This is a genomic window from Streptomyces sp. NA04227 (genome assembly GCF_013364195.1).
Lineage (GTDB): Bacteria > Actinomycetota > Actinomycetes > Streptomycetales > Streptomycetaceae > Streptomyces.
Map to the genome: position 1 here is coordinate 6,676,681 of NZ_CP054918.1, position 18,691 is coordinate 6,695,371.

Below are 18,691 nucleotides of genomic sequence, written 5' to 3' on the forward strand. Positions count from 1 at the left end.
CCCCCAACTGTGCCGGAAGGGCAGCACGTTCGACATGACCCACGACTCCTACGACACCCATGACGACAGGACGCTGGACTATCTCAAGCGTCTCTCGGCCGAGTTGGGCAGGACGCGCGAGCGTCTCCGGCTCGCCGAGGCGGCGAGCCGGGAGCCGGTCGCGCTGGTGTCGATGGCGTGCCGTTTCCCCGGGGGTGTCACCTCGCCCGAGGACCTGTGGCGCTTGGTCGCCTCGGGGGAGGACGGGGTCGGCGCGCTTCCCGGGGACCGGGGCTGGGACGTCGAGGGTCTCTATCACCCGGACCCCGACCGGGTGGGCGCCTGCTATGCGCGCGAGGGCGGATTCGTCGACGACATCGCGTCGTTCGACGCGGCCCTGTTCGAGATCAGCCCGCGTGACGCACTGGTGATGGACCCGCAGCAGCGGCTCCTCCTGGAGGTTTCCTGGGAGACGTTCGAGCGGGCGGGCCTCGCGCCGGCCGCGGTGCGCGGCAGCCGGACCGGGGTCTTCACCGGGATGATGGGGCAGGACTACACGGCGCGGCTGCCCGGCACACTCTCGGAGCACGAGGGCCGCCTTGAGACCGGACGCGCGGCGAGCGTCGCCTCGGGACGGGTCGCCTACACCTTCGGACTCGAAGGCCCGGCGGTCACCCTCGACACGGCCTGCTCCTCGTCCCTGGTGGCACTTCACCTCGCCGTACAGGCACTGCGGAACCGCGAGTGCGACCTCGCCCTGGCCGGTGGGGTCACTCTGATGTCGACCCCGGCCACGCTTCTGGAGTTCAGCAGGCAGCGTGTGCTGTCACCGGACGGCCGGTGCAAGGCGTTCGCGGGCCGGGCCGACGGCACCGGGCTCGCCGAGGGCGTGGGAGTCGTCCTGGTGGAGCGGCTCGCGGACGCGCGGCGGCACGGGCATCCCGTACTGGCCGTCGTCCGTGGCAGTGCCGTCAACCAGGACGGCGCCTCGAACGGACTCACCGCGCCCAACGGCCCCTCGCAGCAGCGTGTGATCCGCGCGGCTCTCGCGGGCGCCGGACTCACGGGGGCCGACGTCGACGCGGTGGAGGCGCACGGAACGGGGACACGCCTCGGCGACCCCATCGAGGCACAGGCGATCCTCGCGACGTACGGGCAGGACCGTGCCCCGGAACGGCCGCTGTGGCTCGGGTCGTTGAAGTCGAACATCGGCCACACCCAGGCCGCCGCGGGCATCGCGGGCGTCATGAAGACGGTCATGGCGCTGCGGCACGGGCTGCTGCCTCGGACCCTGCACATCGACACCCCCACCCCGCACGTCGACTGGTCCGCGGACACCGTGAACCTCCTGACCACGTCCCGGCCTTGGCCGGACACCGGTCGCCCCCGGCGGGCGGGGGTCTCGTCGTTCGGCATCAGCGGTACGAACGCGCACGTCATCCTCGAAGCCGCCGACGAGGCACAGGAGAGCGACACCCGAGCCGAGACGGGTCCGACCGGGACGGCCGCGACCGAGACGGCTCCGACCGAGACGGCTCCGACCGGGACGGCAGATCAGGAGGCGGGCACCGCTGGCGTTCCCGTGCCATGGGTGCTGTCCGCGGGGAGCGCCGAGGCGCTGCGTGCGCAGGCGGCCCGGTTGCGGGAGCACGTGACGGCGCATGCCGGCCTGCGCGCGGTCGACGTGGCCCACGCACTGGCGACCACGCGTGCGCCGCTGACGCACCGGGCCGTCGTGGTGGGCCGCCACCCCGGCGAACTTCTGGACGGAGTCTCGGCGCTGGCCGACGGCCGACCCCGCGCGAACCTCGTCGAGGGCGTGGCAGGCGACCCGGGCCGGACGGTCTTCGTGTTCCCGGGCCAGGGCTCCCAGTGGGCCGGTATGGCCGTGGCGCTCTGGAACTCGTCCCCCGTCTTCCGCGAGCGGATGCGGGACTGTGCGACAGCCCTGGACCCGTACGTCGACTGGTCGCTGTGCGACGTGGTGCTCGGTCGCGCCGACGACGCCGTGAAGGACCGTGCCGACCGCGTCGATGTCGTCCAGCCGGTGCTGTGGGCCGTACTGGTGTCCCTTGCGGAGCTGTGGCGTTCGTACGGTGTCGAACCGGCCGCTGTGGTCGGGCACTCGCAGGGTGAGATCGCCGCGGCATGCGTCGCGGGCTCGCTGTCGCTCGACGACGGTGCCCGGATCGTGGCCCTGCGGTCCCGGTTGATCGCCGAGCAGCTGACCGGGGCGGGTGGCATGGTCTCCGTGACGGCCCCGGTGGCCGAAATCCGCACACGCCTCGCGGAGTTCGCGGGACGGCTCTCGCTCGCCGCCGTGAACGGCCCTTCCTCCGTTGTGCTTTCCGGAGATCCGCGGGCGCTCGACGAGTTGATGGGGAGCTGCGAGCGGGAGGGCGTACGGGCCCGGCGTATCGCGGTGGACTACGCGTCGCACTCGCCACAGGTGGAACTGCTGCGCACGGAACTCCGCGAGCAGTTGGCCGGGATCCGCCCCCGCGCGGGCGAGCTGCCGCTGTACTCGACGGTCACGGGCAACGTGGTGGCGGGCGAGCAGCTGACGGCCGAGTACTGGTATCAGAACCTGCGGCGCACGGTCCGGCTGTCGGACGTGGTGGACCGTCTCGCCACCACCGGACACGGCACGTTCGTGGAGTGCAGCCCGCACCCCGTGCTCGCCCTCGGCCTGACCGAGACCCTCGGCCACTTGGGCCGGGACGCGCTCGTGACGGGCACACTGCACCGCGACGACGGTGGACTCGACCGCTTCCTCCTCTCCCTGGGCGAGGTGCACGCGGGCGGCCGGTCTCCCGACTGGGAGAAGGTCTTCGCCGGGGCCGACGTCCGCCGCGTGGCGCTGCCCACGTACGCGTTCGAGCGGCAGCGCTACTGGCTCGATGCCACCCCGCCCGCCGGTGACGTCGGTTCGGTCGGGCTGAGCCCGCTGGACCACCCCTGGTGGGGCGCGGTCGCCGACCTTCCCGACTCGGGCGGAGTTCTTCTCACCGGGCGGCTGTCCCGGGACACGCACTCCTGGCTGGGCGACCACGCGGTCGACGACCTCGTCCTGTTGCCGGGAACGGCCTTTCTGGAACTGGCCGTTCGGGCCGCCGAGCAGGTCGGCTGCGCTGAGGTGGCGGAACTGACCCTGGAGGCGCCGCTCGTTCTGCCTCCCCGCGGCGGGGTTCAGTTGCGCGCCGTGGTCGGCCCCGCCGACACGGCGGGGAGCCGCCCGATCACCTTCCACGCACGGTCCGAGGCCGCGCCGGAGGCGCCGTGGACCAGGCAGGCCGCCGGAACACTGGCCGGGAGGAGCGCCCGGCACGGCGGCGCGGTCCTGGACGCATGGCCGCCGCCCGGTGCCGAACCCCTGCCCGTGGAGGGGACGTACGAGGATCTGGCGGCGCAGTCGCTGCGGTACGGACCCGCGTTCCGGGGCCTGCGGGCCGCCTGGCAGCAAGGGGAGGAGATCTTCGCCGAGGTCGTGCTCCCGGAGGACGGCGCCACCGACGGATTCGTGGTGCACCCGGCGCTCCTGGATGCCGCGATGCATGCGGCGGCCGTCGGCCGGGCCGCGACGGGCGCGGTGGGGGAGACGGCGGCGGACGCCGACCCGGGACCCCGCCTTCCCTTCTCGTGGTCCGGCGTGCGGATCCACGCGGTCGGCGCCAACCGGCTGCGGGTACGGATCAGTTCGGCGGGCCCCGACGCGGTCGCCCTGGAGGCCGCCGACGCGACCGGAGCACCTGTGGTCTCCGTTGAGTCGCTCGCCCTGCGGCCGGTGGCACTCGACCGTCTCCGGTCCGCGCCTGCCGGGCCGACGGACTCGCTGTTCGCCGTCGACTGGGTACGGGCGGCGGGAGCAGGGGCGTTCGGACCGCCGAGGGCGGGTGCGGCCGTCGGGCAGCCGGAGTCGTGGGCGGTGGTCGGGGAAGCAGGCGTGCTTGCTCGGGCGCTCGAAGCGAGCGGTGTTCAGGTGCGCCGGGAGGCGGACTTGGCGGCGGTGACCGCGGCACCTGAGGTGCCGGACGCGGTACTTGTGGCGCTGCCGACGCCCCCACCCGGCGCGGACGAATTGCTTCCCGCCGCCACTCGGGACGCTGTCGTCGCAGCGCTGGCGTTGATTCAGGAGTGGATCGGCGACGAACGGGCCGCATCCGCCCGCCTCGTGGTGGTGACCCGGGGCGCCGTCGCGGTGCGCGACGACGAGAGGGCCGATCCGGCCCTCGCCGCGGTCTGGGGTCTGCTGCGCTCGGCGCAGGCGGAGAACCCGGACCGGGTGGTCCTGGTCGACTGGGACGGTACGGAGCCCTCGGCCCAAGCCCTGCCTGCCGTCGTCGCCGACGAGGGCGCGGAGCCGCAGGTGGCGCTGCGGTCGGGGGAGGCTCTGGTTCCCAGGCTCGGGCGGGTGTCCGCTCTGGGGGGCCACCGGGATCCCGGGCCCAAGGCGCCCGCGAGTTCGGTCAGCCTGTCCAACCTGCCTACGCAGGCCAACCAGTCCAACCAGCCCAACGAATCCAACCAGCCCCTCGCGATCAGCCCGTCTGGCTCGCCCTCTCCACCAATCGGCTCACCTGCACCATTGGGAGAGGGCCCGGACACCGTCCTCGCCACCGGCGCCTTCCACGGCTCCGATGCCTTCCACAGCGACGGCACAGTCCTGGTCACCGGTGCCTCCGGCGTCCTCGGCCGTGCCGTGACCCGTCATCTCGTAGAGGCACGTGGCGTGCGGCGCCTGTTGCTGGTGAGCCGCCGTGGGGCCGAGGCACCCGAAGCCGCCGAACTGGGCGCGGAATTGGCCGACTTGGGTGTGTCGGTGCGCTGGGAGGCCTGCGATGCGGGGGACCGCGCGGCCCTCGCGGAGGTCCTCGCGCGGGTTCCGGCCGAGCATCCGCTGCGCGGTGTGGTGCACGCGGGCGGGGTGCTGGACGACGGGATCATTGCGTCGCTTTCGCCCGAGCGGATCGACACGGTGTTCCGGCCGAAGGTCGACGCGGTGGTCAACCTGCACGTACTCACCCGGGACTTGGACCTCTCCGCGTTCGTCGTGTTCTCCTCGGGCGCGGGCGTGTTCGGCGCCGCGGGGCAGGGCGGTTACGCGGCGGCGAACGCCTTCCTCGACGCGTTCGTCGGCGTCCGACGCTCGATGGGGCTGCCCGCGCTCTCGCTGGCCTGGGGGTTGTGGGCCGAGACCAGCGCGATGACCGGGCGGATGTCGGAGTCGGACCGTGACCGGATGAGCCGCGCCGGGGTGACAGGGCTGACCGCGCGGGAGGGCGTCGCCCTGTTCGACGCGGGCCTCGCTTCGGGACGGTCCGTGGTCGTCCCCGCCCGTCTGGACCTCGCGGCCGTACGTGCCAGGTCCGGGACCGACGGAGTCCCCGCGCTGCTGCGGGGGCTGGTGCGGCCACCGGCGCGGCGGGCGGCGGTGGGTACCGACGGGGACTCCGCACTGGGACGCGAGCTCGCCGACCTCGACCCGAGGGACCGGGCCGCGCGAGTCCTGGACATTGTGCGGGCCCAGGCCTCGGCCGTCCTGGGACACGCGGACGAGACGGTGGTCGAACCCGGGCGTGCGTTCAAGGAGTTGGGCTTCGACTCGCTCACGGCGGTGGAGCTGCGCAACCGCCTGACGCGGCTGACCGGGCTCCGGCTGCCGGCCACTCTCGTCTTCGACCGTCCGACGCCGCAGGCACTCGCCGAGTACGTACTCGAGCGGCTGACCGGGCAGGACTCGCGCAGCCGCGTACCGTCGGCCCCGGCGGTACGCGGCACGACCGGGGCCGACGAGCCGATCGCGGTCGTGGGCATGGCCTGCCGGTTCCCGGGCGGCATCGGTTCGCCGGAGGACCTGTGGGACCTGGTCGACCGGGGTGCCGACGCGATCTCCGGCTTCCCCACCGACCGCGGCTGGTCGCTCGGCACCGGCGCCTTCGCGGCGGAAGGCGGGTTCCTGCGGGACGTCGCGCAGTTCGACCCCGAGTTCTTCGGCATCAGCCCGCGCGAGGCGGTGGCGATGGACCCGCAGCAGCGGCTCCTGCTCGAGATCTCCTGGGAGGCGCTGGAGCGCGCGGGCCTCGATCCGGGGGCGCTGCGCGGCAGCCGCACCGGGGTGTTCGCCGGGCTGATGTACCACGACTACACCGCGCGGCTCGGGACGATCACGGACGACGAGGCCGGGTATCTCGGCACGGGCGGGTCCGGCAGTGTCGCCACCGGCCGCATCGCGTACACCTTCGGGTTCGAGGGCCCGGCCGTCACGGTGGACACCGCCTGTTCGTCGTCGCTGGTGGCGCTGCACCTGGCCGCGCGGGCACTGCGCGCCGGTGACTGCGACCTCGCGCTCGCGGGCGGGGTCACCGTGATGTGCTCGCCGAACGCCTTCACCGAGTTCAGCAGGCAGGGCGCGCTGGCCGCCGACGCCCGCTGCAAGCCGTTCGCGGCCGCCGCGGACGGCACGGTGTGGGGTGAGGGCGCCGGTGTGCTCCTCGTCGAGCGCCTGTCGGACGCGGTGCGCGACGGGCATCGCGTACTCGCCGTCGTACGGGGCTCCGCGGTCAACCAGGACGGGGCGAGCAACGGACTGACCGCCCCCAACGGCCCTGCTCAGGAACGGGTGATCACCCAGGCCCTGGCCGGGGCCCGGCTCGCGGCGTCCGACGTGGACGTGGTCGAGGCGCACGGCACGGGCACCACGTTGGGCGATCCGATCGAGGCGCAGGCGCTCCTCGCGACGTACGGCAGGGGGCGCCCCGCGGACCGGCCGCTGTGGCTGGGCTCCGTCAAGTCGAACCTGGGGCATCCGCAGGCGGCGGCGGGCGTCGCGGGCGTCATCAAGATGGTGATGGCGCTGCGACGGGGCGTGCTGCCCCGGACACTGCACGTGGACGCGCCGTCGCCGCACGTCGACTGGTCCGCCGGCGCGGTGGAGCTGCTGACCGAAGCACGCCCCTGGCCGGTGGCGGGGCGGCCCCGGCGGGCCGCGGTCTCGTCGTTCGGCATCAGCGGCACCAACGCACACGTCGTACTGGAGCAGGCTCCGGCGGCTTCGGCCAGCGACGGTTCGCGAACGCCGCAACCCGAGGGCCGAGACGCAGAGGCCGAAGTGACCGACAGGCCAGTGCCGTTGACCCTCTCGGCCAGGAGCGAGCTCGCGCTGCGGGCGGGCGCGGCGAGGCTCCGTGAGCACCTGGCCGCCGACCCGGAACTCGACCCCGTCGATCTGGCCCACTCGCTGCTGACGACGCGGGCCGCGCTGGAACACCGGGCCGTGGTCCTGGGAGGAAGCCGCGAAGCACTGCTCTCCGCCCTGTCCGCCGTCGCGGAGGGAGGGGAGAGCTCTGCCGTCGTCAGGGGAGGGGCAGGCGATCCCGGTAGGACGGTTTTCGTGTTTCCCGGCCAGGGGGCCCAATGGGCGGGAATGGCCGCGGAGTTGTGGGACGCCGAGCCGGTGTTCCGGGACCGTTTGACCGAGTGTGCCGACGCTCTCGCGCCGTACACCGACTGGCCCGTGCTCGACGTCGTACGGGGCCGGGCCGCGGAAGTCGACCCGGAACGGGTCGACGTGGTGCAGCCCGCGCTGTGGGCGGTGATGGTCTCCCTTGCGGAGCTGTGGCGTTCGTACGGTGTCGAACCCGCCGCCGTGGTGGGGCACTCGCAGGGGGAGATCGCCGCGGCCTGTGTCGCGGGCGGCCTGTCCCTGGACGACGGCGCGCGTGTGGTCGCCTTGCGCAGCCGGGCCCTGACCGCGATCGCGGGACACGGCGGGATGGTCTCGCTGGCGACGACGTCGGCCGAGGCCGAGGAACTGGCGACGGACTGGGGCGGGCGTATCTCCCTCGCGGCGGTCAACGGGCCCGCGTCGGTGGTGGTTTCGGGTGACGCGGCCGCGCTGGACGAACTCCTCGCCCGCTGCGAGCGAACCGGACTCTGGGCGCGCCGGATCCCGGTGGACTACGCCTCGCACTCGCCGCACGTGGCAGCGGTACGCGAACAGATCCTTCGCGACCTCGCGCCGATCCGCCCCCGGCCGGGCCGTATCGCCTTCGTGTCGACGCTGACCGGGGCGGTCCATGACACGGCCGGGCTCGACGGCGCGTACTGGTACCGGAACCTCCGGGAACCCGTCCAATTCGAGCCCGCCGTACGGGAGTTGCTCACCCAGGGGTTCGGTGTCCTCGTCGAGACCAGTCCCCACCCGATGCTCACCATGGGCCTGCGGGAGGTCCTGGAGGAGCGCCCCGGACGAGCGGGCGTGGCCGTGGCCTCACTGCGCCGCGAACAGGGCGGAGCCGAACGCTTCCTGACGTCGGTCGCCGAGGCGTATGTGCGCGGTGTCGCCGTCGACTGGTCCCGGGCCTGGTCGGGCCGGGCGCCACGCGTCGTGGACCTGCCGACCTATCCTTTCCAACGCCGCAGGTTCTGGCTCGACGCACCCTCCGGCGCCGGTGATGTGGCCGCGGCGGGCCTCGGCCGTCCGGACCATCCGCTGCTCGGCGCGCGTGTCGAACTCGCCGACTCCACGGAGACCGTTTTCACCGCCCGTTGGTCCCTGGACACGCATCCGTGGCTCGCCGACCACGCCGTCGGCGACACCGTGGTGGCGCCGGGCACCGCCTTCCTGGAACTGGCGGCCCTGGCCGGAGCCGAGACCGGCTGCCCGCACATTCACGAGCTGATCCAGGAAACGCCGCTGGTCCTGGCCGACGGCGGGGCCGTGCGACTCCAGGTGCGGGTCGGTCCTCCGGACGAGGAGGGCACCCGGCCCGTCGGCTTCCACACATGCCCCGAGGACGCGCCCGCCCACGACTCCTGGACATGCCACGCCCGCGGCTCGCTCACCGCCGCGGAGCCCTCGGCGCCGCCCGCGCTCGACGGCACCTGGCCGCCGGTGGGGGCGGTCCCCGTCGATCTGACCGACTTCTACGAACGGCTCGGCGAGATCGGCCTCACCTACGGGCCCGTGTTCCAAGGCCTGCGGACCGCTTGGCGGTTGGGGGACGAGATCTTCGCGGAAGCGGCACTCCCCGACGAGTCGCGTGCCGAGGCGGGCCGCTACCTGGCCCATCCCGCGCTGCTCGACGCGGCCCTGCACTCCTGCCTGCTCCGCGCCCTGGGCGACGACCCCGAGCGGGCGGCGATGCCCTTCGCCTGGAACGACGTCGCCTTCCACGGGGCGTGCGGTCCCGCGGTGCGCGTCCGGGTGTCCGCCGGGGCGTCCAGGGATGTGTCGGTGGTGGTGGCGGACGCCGACGGTACGTGCGCCGTGACCGTACGCTCGCTCGCGGCCCGCCCGGTCTCCGCCGCGCAGTTGCGCGCTGCGGGCGACCACCGCGACTCCTTGTTCCGGGTCACTTGGACAGCCGTACCTGCCGCGTCTGGCGCGGCTGTTGCTCCCGCCGCGCCCCCCGTGCCCGCTGCGTCCGGGACGGGGCCCGGCACTTGGGCGTTGCTCGGTGACGACGACCTCGGTCTGCCCCAGGACGTACGGCGCTTCCCCGATCTGTCGGCATTTCGCACGGCGATCGGTTCCGGCGTCCCGGAACCGGATGTCGTCCTCGTGGCACTCGGTACGGACCCGTACGACGGGGGCGACGGGAGCGATGAAGCGGCGCGCGCCCGGGAGTTGACCTGTCGGGCCTTGGGCCTGCTCCAGGGCTGGCTCGCCGAGGAGCCGGGCGGCACGGCACGGCTCGTCGTGGTCACTCGTGGCGCCCTCGCCACCTCGGACCGGGAGCCGCCCGGCGACCCGTCCGCCGCCGCGCTCTGGGGTCTGGTGCGCTCGGCCCAGGCGGAGGACCCCGGCCGGTTCGTGCTCGCCGACCTCGACGGCCACCCTGCGTCCGTCGCCGCGCTCGCCGAAGCCCTGACCACCGATGAGCCCCAACTCGCCCTCCGCGAGGGCCGGATCATGGTGCCCCGTCTGGAACGCGCGGCCTTGAACCCGGCGAGCCCGGTGAGCCCGGAGGCGCCGACGGACGACGACACCGCCCCGGCGTGGGACCCCGGGGGCACGGTGCTTGTGACCGGAGCCTCCGGAACCCTGGGGCGTGCAGTGGTCCGGCATCTGGTCGACGCGCACGGTGTACGCCGGCTGCTGCTCGTGGGCCGGAGCGGCGGCGACACCGGCGAAGCCCGGCTCCTCTCCGCCGAACTGCTCGCGCACGGCGCCGAGGTGACGTGGGCGGCGTGCGACATCGGCGACCGTGAGGCGGTGGCCGGGCTGCTGAAGTCGGTGCCCGCCGATCACCCGCTCACCGCCGTGGTGCACGCGGCCGGGATCCTGGACGACGCATTGGTGCCCGCGCTGACGCCGGAGGCGGTCGACCGGGTCTTCGGGCCCAAGGTGGACGGCGCGTGCCACTTGGACGAGCTGACCCGGGGCGCGGACCCGGCCGCGTTCGTGGTCTTCTCCTCGGCCGCGGCCACTGTGGGCAGTGCCGGGCAGGCCAACTACGCGGCGGCCAACGCCTTCCTGGACGGCCTTGTACTGCGTCGGCGCCGTGCGGGGCTGCCCGCGCAGTCGCTGGCCTGGGGGCTGTGGGCGGAGAGCAGCGACATGACGGCCGCACTCGACCGGGCCCGGATGACGCGCGTCGGCGTCCAGGCCCTGTCGACCGAGGAGGGCCTGGCCCTCTTCGACACCGCCCTCACCGCGCGCGAGCCGCTGGTACTGCCCATGCGGCTCGACCTGTCCGCGCTTCGTACGCGAGAGGCGGCTCTGCCCTCGGTGCTGCGGGGTCTGGTGCGTGCTCCGGCGCGGCGCGGCGGCACCCATGGCACGGGCGCGGCGACCCTGCGGCGACGCCTGGCCGCCCTGCCTCCCGCCGAGCGCGGCCGTCAACTGCTCGACCTGGTCCACTCGGAGACCGCCGCGGTCCTCGGCTACCCGACCGCGGAGGCGGTCGGGCGGGACCGGGCGTTCAAGGACCTCGGCTTCGACTCGCTGACGGCCGTGGAACTCCGCAACCGGCTCACCGGCGCCACCGGCCTGCGGCTGCCTCCGACGCTCGTCTTCGACCACCCGACGCCCACGGCTCTTGCCGGGCACCTCTCCGCGGAACTGGCACCCCGGGACGCGGAAGCGGAAGCGGGGGCGGAGACTCGGCGCGACACGGAGCGCCGGGTGCGCGAGGCCCTGGCCGCCATCCCGCTGCCCCGACTGCGTGACGCGGGCCTGCTCGACACCCTGTTGGAGCTCGCGGGCGGGGCCGTAGGGCTGGTGCCACCACAGGACGCACAGGACGACGGGGTCGGCTCCGGGCCGGGGCCCGTCTCGATCGACGCGATGGACGCCGAGGCGCTGTTGGCGGTCGCGCTCAACAACGGCAGCCTGCACGGCGGCAGCGGCAGCGGCAGGGGCAGGGGCAGCGGCACCGGCATCGGGAGTGGCAGCAACGGCCACGACCAGCCCCACGACGTAAACCCGGACCCGGCCAACGGCCCGGACGACGAAGCGCACGCGACGCATGTGACGAACAGGCACGCGACGCAGACGACGGACGCGAAGACGGAGGACCACCATGCCCGCCGGTGAGGAGAGGTTCGTCGAGGCGTTGCGGGCCTCGCTGAAGGAGGTCGAATCGCTGCGCGCCCGTACGCGCGAACTGACGGCCGCGGCCCACGAACCGGTGGCGATCGTGGCGATGGGCTGCCGCTTCCCCGGAGGGGTGCGCTCCGCGGCGGACCTGTGGGAGCTGGTGGCCAACGGAACCGACGCCGTCTCGGCCTTCCCCACCGACCGGGGCTGGCGCACCGAGGCACTCTTCGACCCGGATCCCGACCGGCCCGGGCACACCTATGCCGTCGAAGGCGCCTTCCTCGACGACGCCGCCGAGTTCGACGCGGACCTGTTCGGGATCAGCCCGCGCGAGGCGGCGGCGATGGACCCCCAGCAGCGGCTCCTCCTGGAGACCGCGTGGGAGACCTTCGAACGTGCCGGGGTCGACCCCGGCGGCCTGAAGGGCCAGGCTGTCGGCGCCTTCGTCGGCTCGGTCCTCATGACCAGTGGCGGCGGGGGCGGAACCGGTGAGAGCGCCGAGGGGCACCACGTCACCGGGGGCGCCGCCAGTGTGCTGTCGGGCCGCCTGGCCTACACCTTCGGCCTCGAAGGTCCGGCGATGACCGTCGACACGGCGTGCTCGGCGTCGTTGACCGCGGTGCACCTCGCCGTGCAGTCACTCCGGCAGCGCGAGTGCGGCATGGCGCTCGCCGGTGGCGCCGCGGTGATGACAACTCCGGGAATCTTCGTGGAGTTCAGTCGTCAGCGGGGGCTTGCCGCGGATGGGCGGTGCAAGGCGTTCGCGGGGGCTGCGGATGGTACGGGGTGGGGTGAGGGTGTCGGGCTCGTGCTGTTGGAGCGGTTGTCGGATGCGCGGCGGAATGGGCATCCGGTACTGGCCGTGGTGCGGGGTTCGGCGGTGAATCAGGACGGGGCGTCGAATGGGTTGACGGCCCCTAATGGTCCTTCGCAGCAGCGGGTGATTCGGCAGGCGTTGGCGTCGGCGCGGTTGTCCGCGGATTTGATCGATGTGGTGGAGGCGCACGGGACGGGTACGACGCTTGGCGATCCCATCGAGGCGCAGGCATTGCTCGCTACGTACGGTCAAGAGCGTTCGGTGGAGCGGCCGTTGTGGCTGGGGTCGATCAAGTCGAACCTCGGCCACACCCAGGGCGCGGCGGGTATCGCCGGGCTGATCAAAATGGTCATGGCGATGCGGCATGGTGTGCTGCCGCCGACGCTGCATGTGGATGAGCCGACGCCGCATGTGGACTGGTCGTCGGGTGCGGTCCGGCTGCTGACCGAGGCGCGGGAGTGGCCGCACACCGGCCGTCCGCGCCGAGCCGGGGTGTCCTCCTTCGGCGTCAGCGGCACCAACGCCCACGTGATCCTGGAACAGGCGCCCCTGCGCGACGGCGAGTCGATCACCTCAGCCGACAACGCTGAGCCGGGTCCAGCCGGTTCGGGCACCCTGAGGGCCGCCGATCCGGATCCGGATCCGACCGGCGCGGACACCTCGCGGGAGACCGAGGATCCGGCCGCCACCGCTACGGATGCCCGGTTGACCTCTGTAGCGCCGACCCCCGCAGCGCTGCCGACGCCCGTACTGCCGACCCCCGTACCACTGGTGATCTCGGCGCGTGGCGAACGCGCACTCCGGGATCAGGCGGAGCGGCTGACCGACCACGTCCGCTCCCGGCCCGGCGCGCGTGTCGCTGATCTCGGCTGGTCCCTGGCCACCACGCGGGCGGCCCTCGACACACGCGCCGTGGTGTGGGCGCGCGACCGGGACGAGATGCTCGCGGGGTTGACGGCGCTGGCCGAGGAGCGCCCTCTTTCCGGTCTGGTGCAGGGCGCCACCGCCGAGGGCGGGCGGGCGTTCCTCTTCTCCGGGCAGGGGAGCCAGCGCGCGGGCATGGGGCGCGAACTGGCCGAGGCCTTCCCGGTGTTCGCCGAGGCGCTCGACGAGGTCGCGGGCCACCTGGACCCGTATCTCGACCGGCCGCTGCGGGATGTCCTGTACGCCACCGAGGGGACGCCGACGGCGGCGCTCCTGGAGCGGACCTCCTACACCCAGCCGGGGCTGTTCGCGTACGAGGTCGCGCTGTTCCGGCTGCTCGCGCACTGGGGGCTCACCCCAGACCTGCTGCTCGGCCACTCCGTCGGCGAAGTGGCGGCCGCGCATGTCTCGGGAGTCCTGTCCTTGCCGGACGCATGCGCGCTGGTCGCCGCGCGGGGCCGTCTCATGCAGGAGGTTCCCGGCGACGGTGCCATGGTCGCGGTGCAGGCCACGGAGGCGGAGATCCTGCCCGAAGTGGCCGCGGACGCCGAGCGGTTGGCCCTCGCCGCCGTCAACGGACCCGTATCGGTCGTGGTGTCGGGGGCCGAGCGCGCGGTGCTCGACCTCGCCGAGCGCTGGCGCGGCAAGGGGCGCAAGACGCGACGGCTTCGCGTCAGCCATGCCTTCCACTCTCCCCACATGGCCGGAATGCTCGAGGAGTTCGGCCGGGTCGTGAAGACGCTGGCCTTCCACCCGCCGGGCATTCCGATCGTCTCGGACGTCACCGGGGACATCGCCACCGAGGACGAGCTGTGCGCGCCGGAGTACTGGGTGCGCCACGCTCGGGAGACCGTGCGTTTCCGGGACGGGATGCGTCGGCTGGTCGCCGCGGGGATGCGTACGTATCTGGAGGTCGGGCCGTCCGGGACGCTGACGGCGATGGCACAGGACTGCCTCGCCGAGGCACCGCGGAACACCCGCGCGGTGCTGATCCCGGCGGGCCGGGCCGGACGCCCGGAGGCCGACTCGGTGCGCGCGGCGGTGGCCGAGGCCTTCGTCCACGGTGCACCGGTGGACTGGCCTCGCTTCTTCACCGACACCGGCGCCCGCAGGGTGGATCTGCCCACCTACCCCTTCCAGCGCCGCCGTTACCCATGGAGCACGGCGGGCTCCGACACCCCCGAGGTGACATCGGTCGGTCTCGTCGGCCTCGAACACCCGCTGCTCGGCGCCTCGTTGGACTTGGCGGACTCCCAGGGCCTCGTACTGACCGGAGTCCTGTCACGACGTACCGAGGCCTGGCTCGCGGACCACGTCATGCTCGGCGCCGTACTCGTACCCGGTACGGCCGTCGTCGAAATGGCGCTCCGCGCCGGGGCCGAGGCCGGCTGCCGCCGCCTGCTGGAGCTGACCCAGGAGGCACCGCTGGCACTGCCCGAACGCGGCGCCCTGCGACTCCAGGTACGCGTGGGACCCGCGGGGGACGACGGCCACCGTCCGGTGGGCGTGTACTCACAGGACGAGGACGCCCGGACCGGCACACCGGACGGACCCGCAGGGCCTGATGGAGCCCGAGGGTCCGATGGGGCCGGATGGTCTGATGGCGCCGGAGGGTCCGATGGACCGGAAACGGGATGGGTGTGCCACGCGCGTGGTGTGCTCGCCCCCGAGACGGTCGCCGCACCACCCGGTCCCGGTCAGGCGTGGCCGCCCGCCGACGCGGAGCCCGTATCGCTCGAAGGGTTCTACGAGCGGATGGCGAGGGAGGGCTTCGCGTACGGCCCGGCCTTCCGGGGGCTCACCCGGGCCTGGCGGCTCGGCGACGCGGTGTTCGCCGAGATCGTGCTGCCCGACGTGGCGCGCTCCGGTGCGCACGGATACGGCCTCCACCCGGCGCAGTTCGACGCCGCGTTGCACGCGGCACTCCTCACCGGGGAGGCCCCCGGGCAGATCGCCGACCAGGAGACGTCGACGGCGGGCGGGCAGGCGCAGCAGCAGGTACGGGTGCCGTTCGCGTGGCACGACGTGTTCTTCCACGGCGCGGGCGCGGGCACGCCGGTCCTGCGCGCGCGACTGGCCCCGGCCGGAACGGACGCCGTGTCGCTCACCCTGTGGGACGAACACGGCGCCCCGGTCGCCTCGGCGGGCTCGCTTGTCACCCGCCCCGTCTCCGTGCACCAACTGAAGGCCACCCGTACCCGCGACACCCTGTTCCACGTCGAGTGGGTGGAGCAGGCTCCCGTCCCTTCGGCGCCGGACACGAGTCGCCCCACCCTCGCCGTACTCGGCAACGGGCACGGCCGCGACAACGGCCACGGCCGCGACCACGGCCGCGACTTGGCAGACCGCCTCGCGGCCACCGCCCACACCGATCTCAGCGCGCTCGTATCGGCGATCGCCTCCGGTGCGCCCGCGCCGGACCTGGTGTACCTCCCGTGCCACAGCGACCCCGCCCCCTCCTTCGCCCCCGGCCGGGGCACGGACGCGGCTGTGGAAGCGGGCAGCGGAGCCGAACCCGGAGCCGGAAGGGGCGGGAGCCTGCTCCACCCACTCGACGAGGGAGCAGCGCGCGGCCCCGACGATCGGGCAGGCGCCGCCAAGTCCCTTGCCGGGTATGTGCTCGACGTGCTCCGGGCGTGGCTCGCGGAGTCCCGGCTGCACTCGGCTCGGCTGGTCGTGGTGACCCGTGGCGCGATGTCCGTCGTGGCCGACGAACGGGTCACCGATGTGGCGGCGGCCGCCGTCTGGGGGCTGGTCCGTGCGGCGCAGGCGGAGCATCCGGGGCGGTTCCTCCTCGTCGACGTGGACGGGGAGGCCGAATCGGCGGCCGCCCTGGCCGGGGTGACGGCGACGGCGACTGCGACGGAGGAACCCCAACTCGCGCTCCGTGCGGACCGGGTGTTCGTCCCCAGGCTGGCTCGCGGCACGCCGCCGGGAGCGCTTGTGCCTCCGGCAGGGGTCCGGGAGTGGCGGGTCGACCGGGGCGGCGACACCGTCGACGACCTGGTCCTCACCCCCTGCCCGGAAGCCGCCGCGCCGCTCGCGCCGGGAAAGGTCCGGGTCGCGGTGCGTGCCGCGGGCCTCAACTTCCGGGACGTCGTGATGGTCCTCGGCATGGTGCCCGACCGCCGGGCGCTGGGCGGCGAGATCGCGGGCGTCGTCACCGAGGTGGGACCGGAGGTCAGCGAACTCGCCCCCGGGGACCGGGTGTTCGGCCTCGCGGCGGGCTGCCTCGGCCCGGTGGCCGTCGTCGACCACCGCCTGATCGCGCGGATTCCGCAGGGCTGGTCGTACGCGCAGGCCGCCTCCGTCCCCGTCACGTTCCTCACCGCCTACGAGGGCCTGGTGGACCTGGCCGACGTACGGCCCGGAGAGTCGGTGCTCGTACACGCGGCGGCGGGCGGTGTGGGGATGGCCGCCGTGCAGTTGGCGCGGCATCTCGGTGCCGAGGTGTACGCGACGGCCAGTCCCGGCAAGTGGGACGCGGTGCGCGCCCTCGGCATCGACGACGCGCATCTCGCCTCTTCCCGTACCGCGGAGTTCGAGGAGCGGTTCACCGCGCTGAGTGGTGGCGGCAGCGGCCCGCGCGGCGGTCGAATCGACGTGGTGCTGAACTCGCTGGTGCGGGAGTTGACGGACGCCTCGCTGCGTCTGGTGCGGCCGGGCGGCCGGTTCGTCGAGATGGGCAAGACCGATGTCCGTGACGCCGACGAGGTCGCGGCCCGACACGGCGTCGCCTACCGCGCGTTCGACCTGATGGATGCCGGGCCGGAGCGTATCGCCGTGATGCTGGCGGAGATCGTCGAGCTGTTCGAGCGAGGGCGGCTGCGGCCGGTCCCGGTGACGGCGTGGGACGTGCGGCAGGCACCCGCCGCGTTCCGGTTCCTGGCCCAGGCCCGGCATGTGGGCAAGGTCGTCCTGACGATGCCTCCCGAGTGGGACCCCGCCGGGACGGCCCTGATCACCGGTGGTTGCGGCGGGCTCGGCGCGGAGGTGGCCCGCCATCTGGTGCGTACCCGCCGAGTGGCGCACCTTGTACTCGCCGGGCGCCGTGGCCCGGACGCGGAGGGCGCGGCGGAACTCGTCGCCGAGCTCACCGCGGCGGGTGCGACGACCGTACGGGCCGTGGCCTGCGACGTGGCCGACCGGGCAGCGGTGGCGGACCTGTTGGCGTCGGTTCCGGCCGCACATCCGCTGACGGCCGTGGTGCACGCGGCGGGAGTACTCGACGACGGCGTTCTGGAATCGATGTCGCCCGGCCGACTCGACACGGTCTTCGGGCCCAAGGCCGACGGCGCCTGGCACCTGCATGAACTGACCCGGGACGCGGACCTGGCCGCGTTCGTCGTCTTCTCCTCCGCCGCGGGCACCGTCGGCGCCCACGGCCAGGCGAACTACGCCGCCGCCAACGCCTTCCTCGACGCGCTGGCCGAACACCGTCACGACCTCGGCCTCCCCGCCACGTCCCTGGCCTGGGGCCGATGGTCCGACGCCGGGGGAATGGCGTCGCGGCCGGGCGTTCCGGGACAGTCAACGCGGCCCGTACCGCCGGGAGTTGCCGGGCGGACTGAGCGGCACGGGCTGCCCTCGCTGCCCGCACCGCCCGGACCGGCAGCGCGGTCGGCGTCCACGGGCCGGGACCGGGCAGGGCACACACATGCCGGTGGTCTGTCCACCGAGGAGGGTCTCGCCCTCTTCGACGAGGCGCTCGCCGCAGGCCGGCCCGTATGGGTGCCGGCCCGCCTCGACCGGAAGGAACTGCGTGCCGCGGCCGAGGACGGCACGCTGCCCGCGCTGCTGCGCGGCCTGGCCCAGGTCGGCGAGACGGCGGCGGTGCCGGGCCGGGCGGCCGCGCTCCTGGAACGCCTGGCGACCCTTGCGCCCGAGGACCGCGGGGCGGCCGTGCTGGAGTTGGTGCGCGGTCAGGTCGCGCTGGTACTCGGCCACACCGCGCCCGGGAACGTGGCACCCCAACGCCCCTTCCAGGAGCTCGGGTTCGACTCCCTCACCGCCGTGGAACTGCGCAACCGGCTGGGCGCCGCGACCGGACTGACCCTGCCCACCACGCTGGTGTTCGACCACCCGACCCCCGCCGCACTCACCGAGTACGTCGAAGCCGAGCTGATGTCGCGGCTGGGCTCACCGGCCGATGCGGTTCTCAACCGGCTCGACGACTGGGCCGCCCACCTGGCGGCGACCCCACTGGACGACGGAGACCGGCAGCGGGTGGCGGACCGGCTGCGCACGATCGCCCTGCGGTACGGCGAGCGCGTACCCGCACAGGACAGAACGGGAGACGCACAGGACGGAACGGGAGGCGCACAGGACGACGGGACGACCGTCGCGGACGGGCTCGACCTGGCGACCGACGAGGAAGTCATCGACTTCATCAGCAAGGAGCTGGGCATCTCCTGACTTCGGTCCGGGGC

General features: G+C 73.8%; 2 protein-coding genes. Both read left to right on the plus strand.

What is annotated here, in order from left to right:
• Nucleotides 1-34 precede the first annotated feature (34 nt).
• Nucleotides 35-11,518, plus strand: a complete 11,484-nt coding sequence (locus HUT18_RS28280) for a type I polyketide synthase (protein ID WP_176103361.1) — start codon at nt 35-37, stop codon at nt 11,516-11,518.
• A complete protein-coding gene (locus HUT18_RS34245) occupies nt 11,505-18,677 on the plus strand; it encodes a type I polyketide synthase (protein ID WP_303246559.1) in 7,173 nt (2,390 codons plus the stop codon). The genes HUT18_RS28280 and HUT18_RS34245 overlap by 14 nt, the downstream gene beginning before the upstream one ends.
• Nucleotides 18,678-18,691: the final 14 nt, after the last annotated feature.

What these genes read in the sequence shown, in the direction of transcription:
- HUT18_RS34245 (WP_303246559.1), top strand. Translation starts at nt 11,505, where the DNA reads ATGCCCGCCGGTGAGGAGAGGTTCGTCGAGGCGTTGCGGGCCTCGCTG.
- HUT18_RS28280 (WP_176103361.1), top strand. Translation starts at nt 35, where the DNA reads ATGACCCACGACTCCTACGACACCCATGACGACAGGACGCTGGACTAT.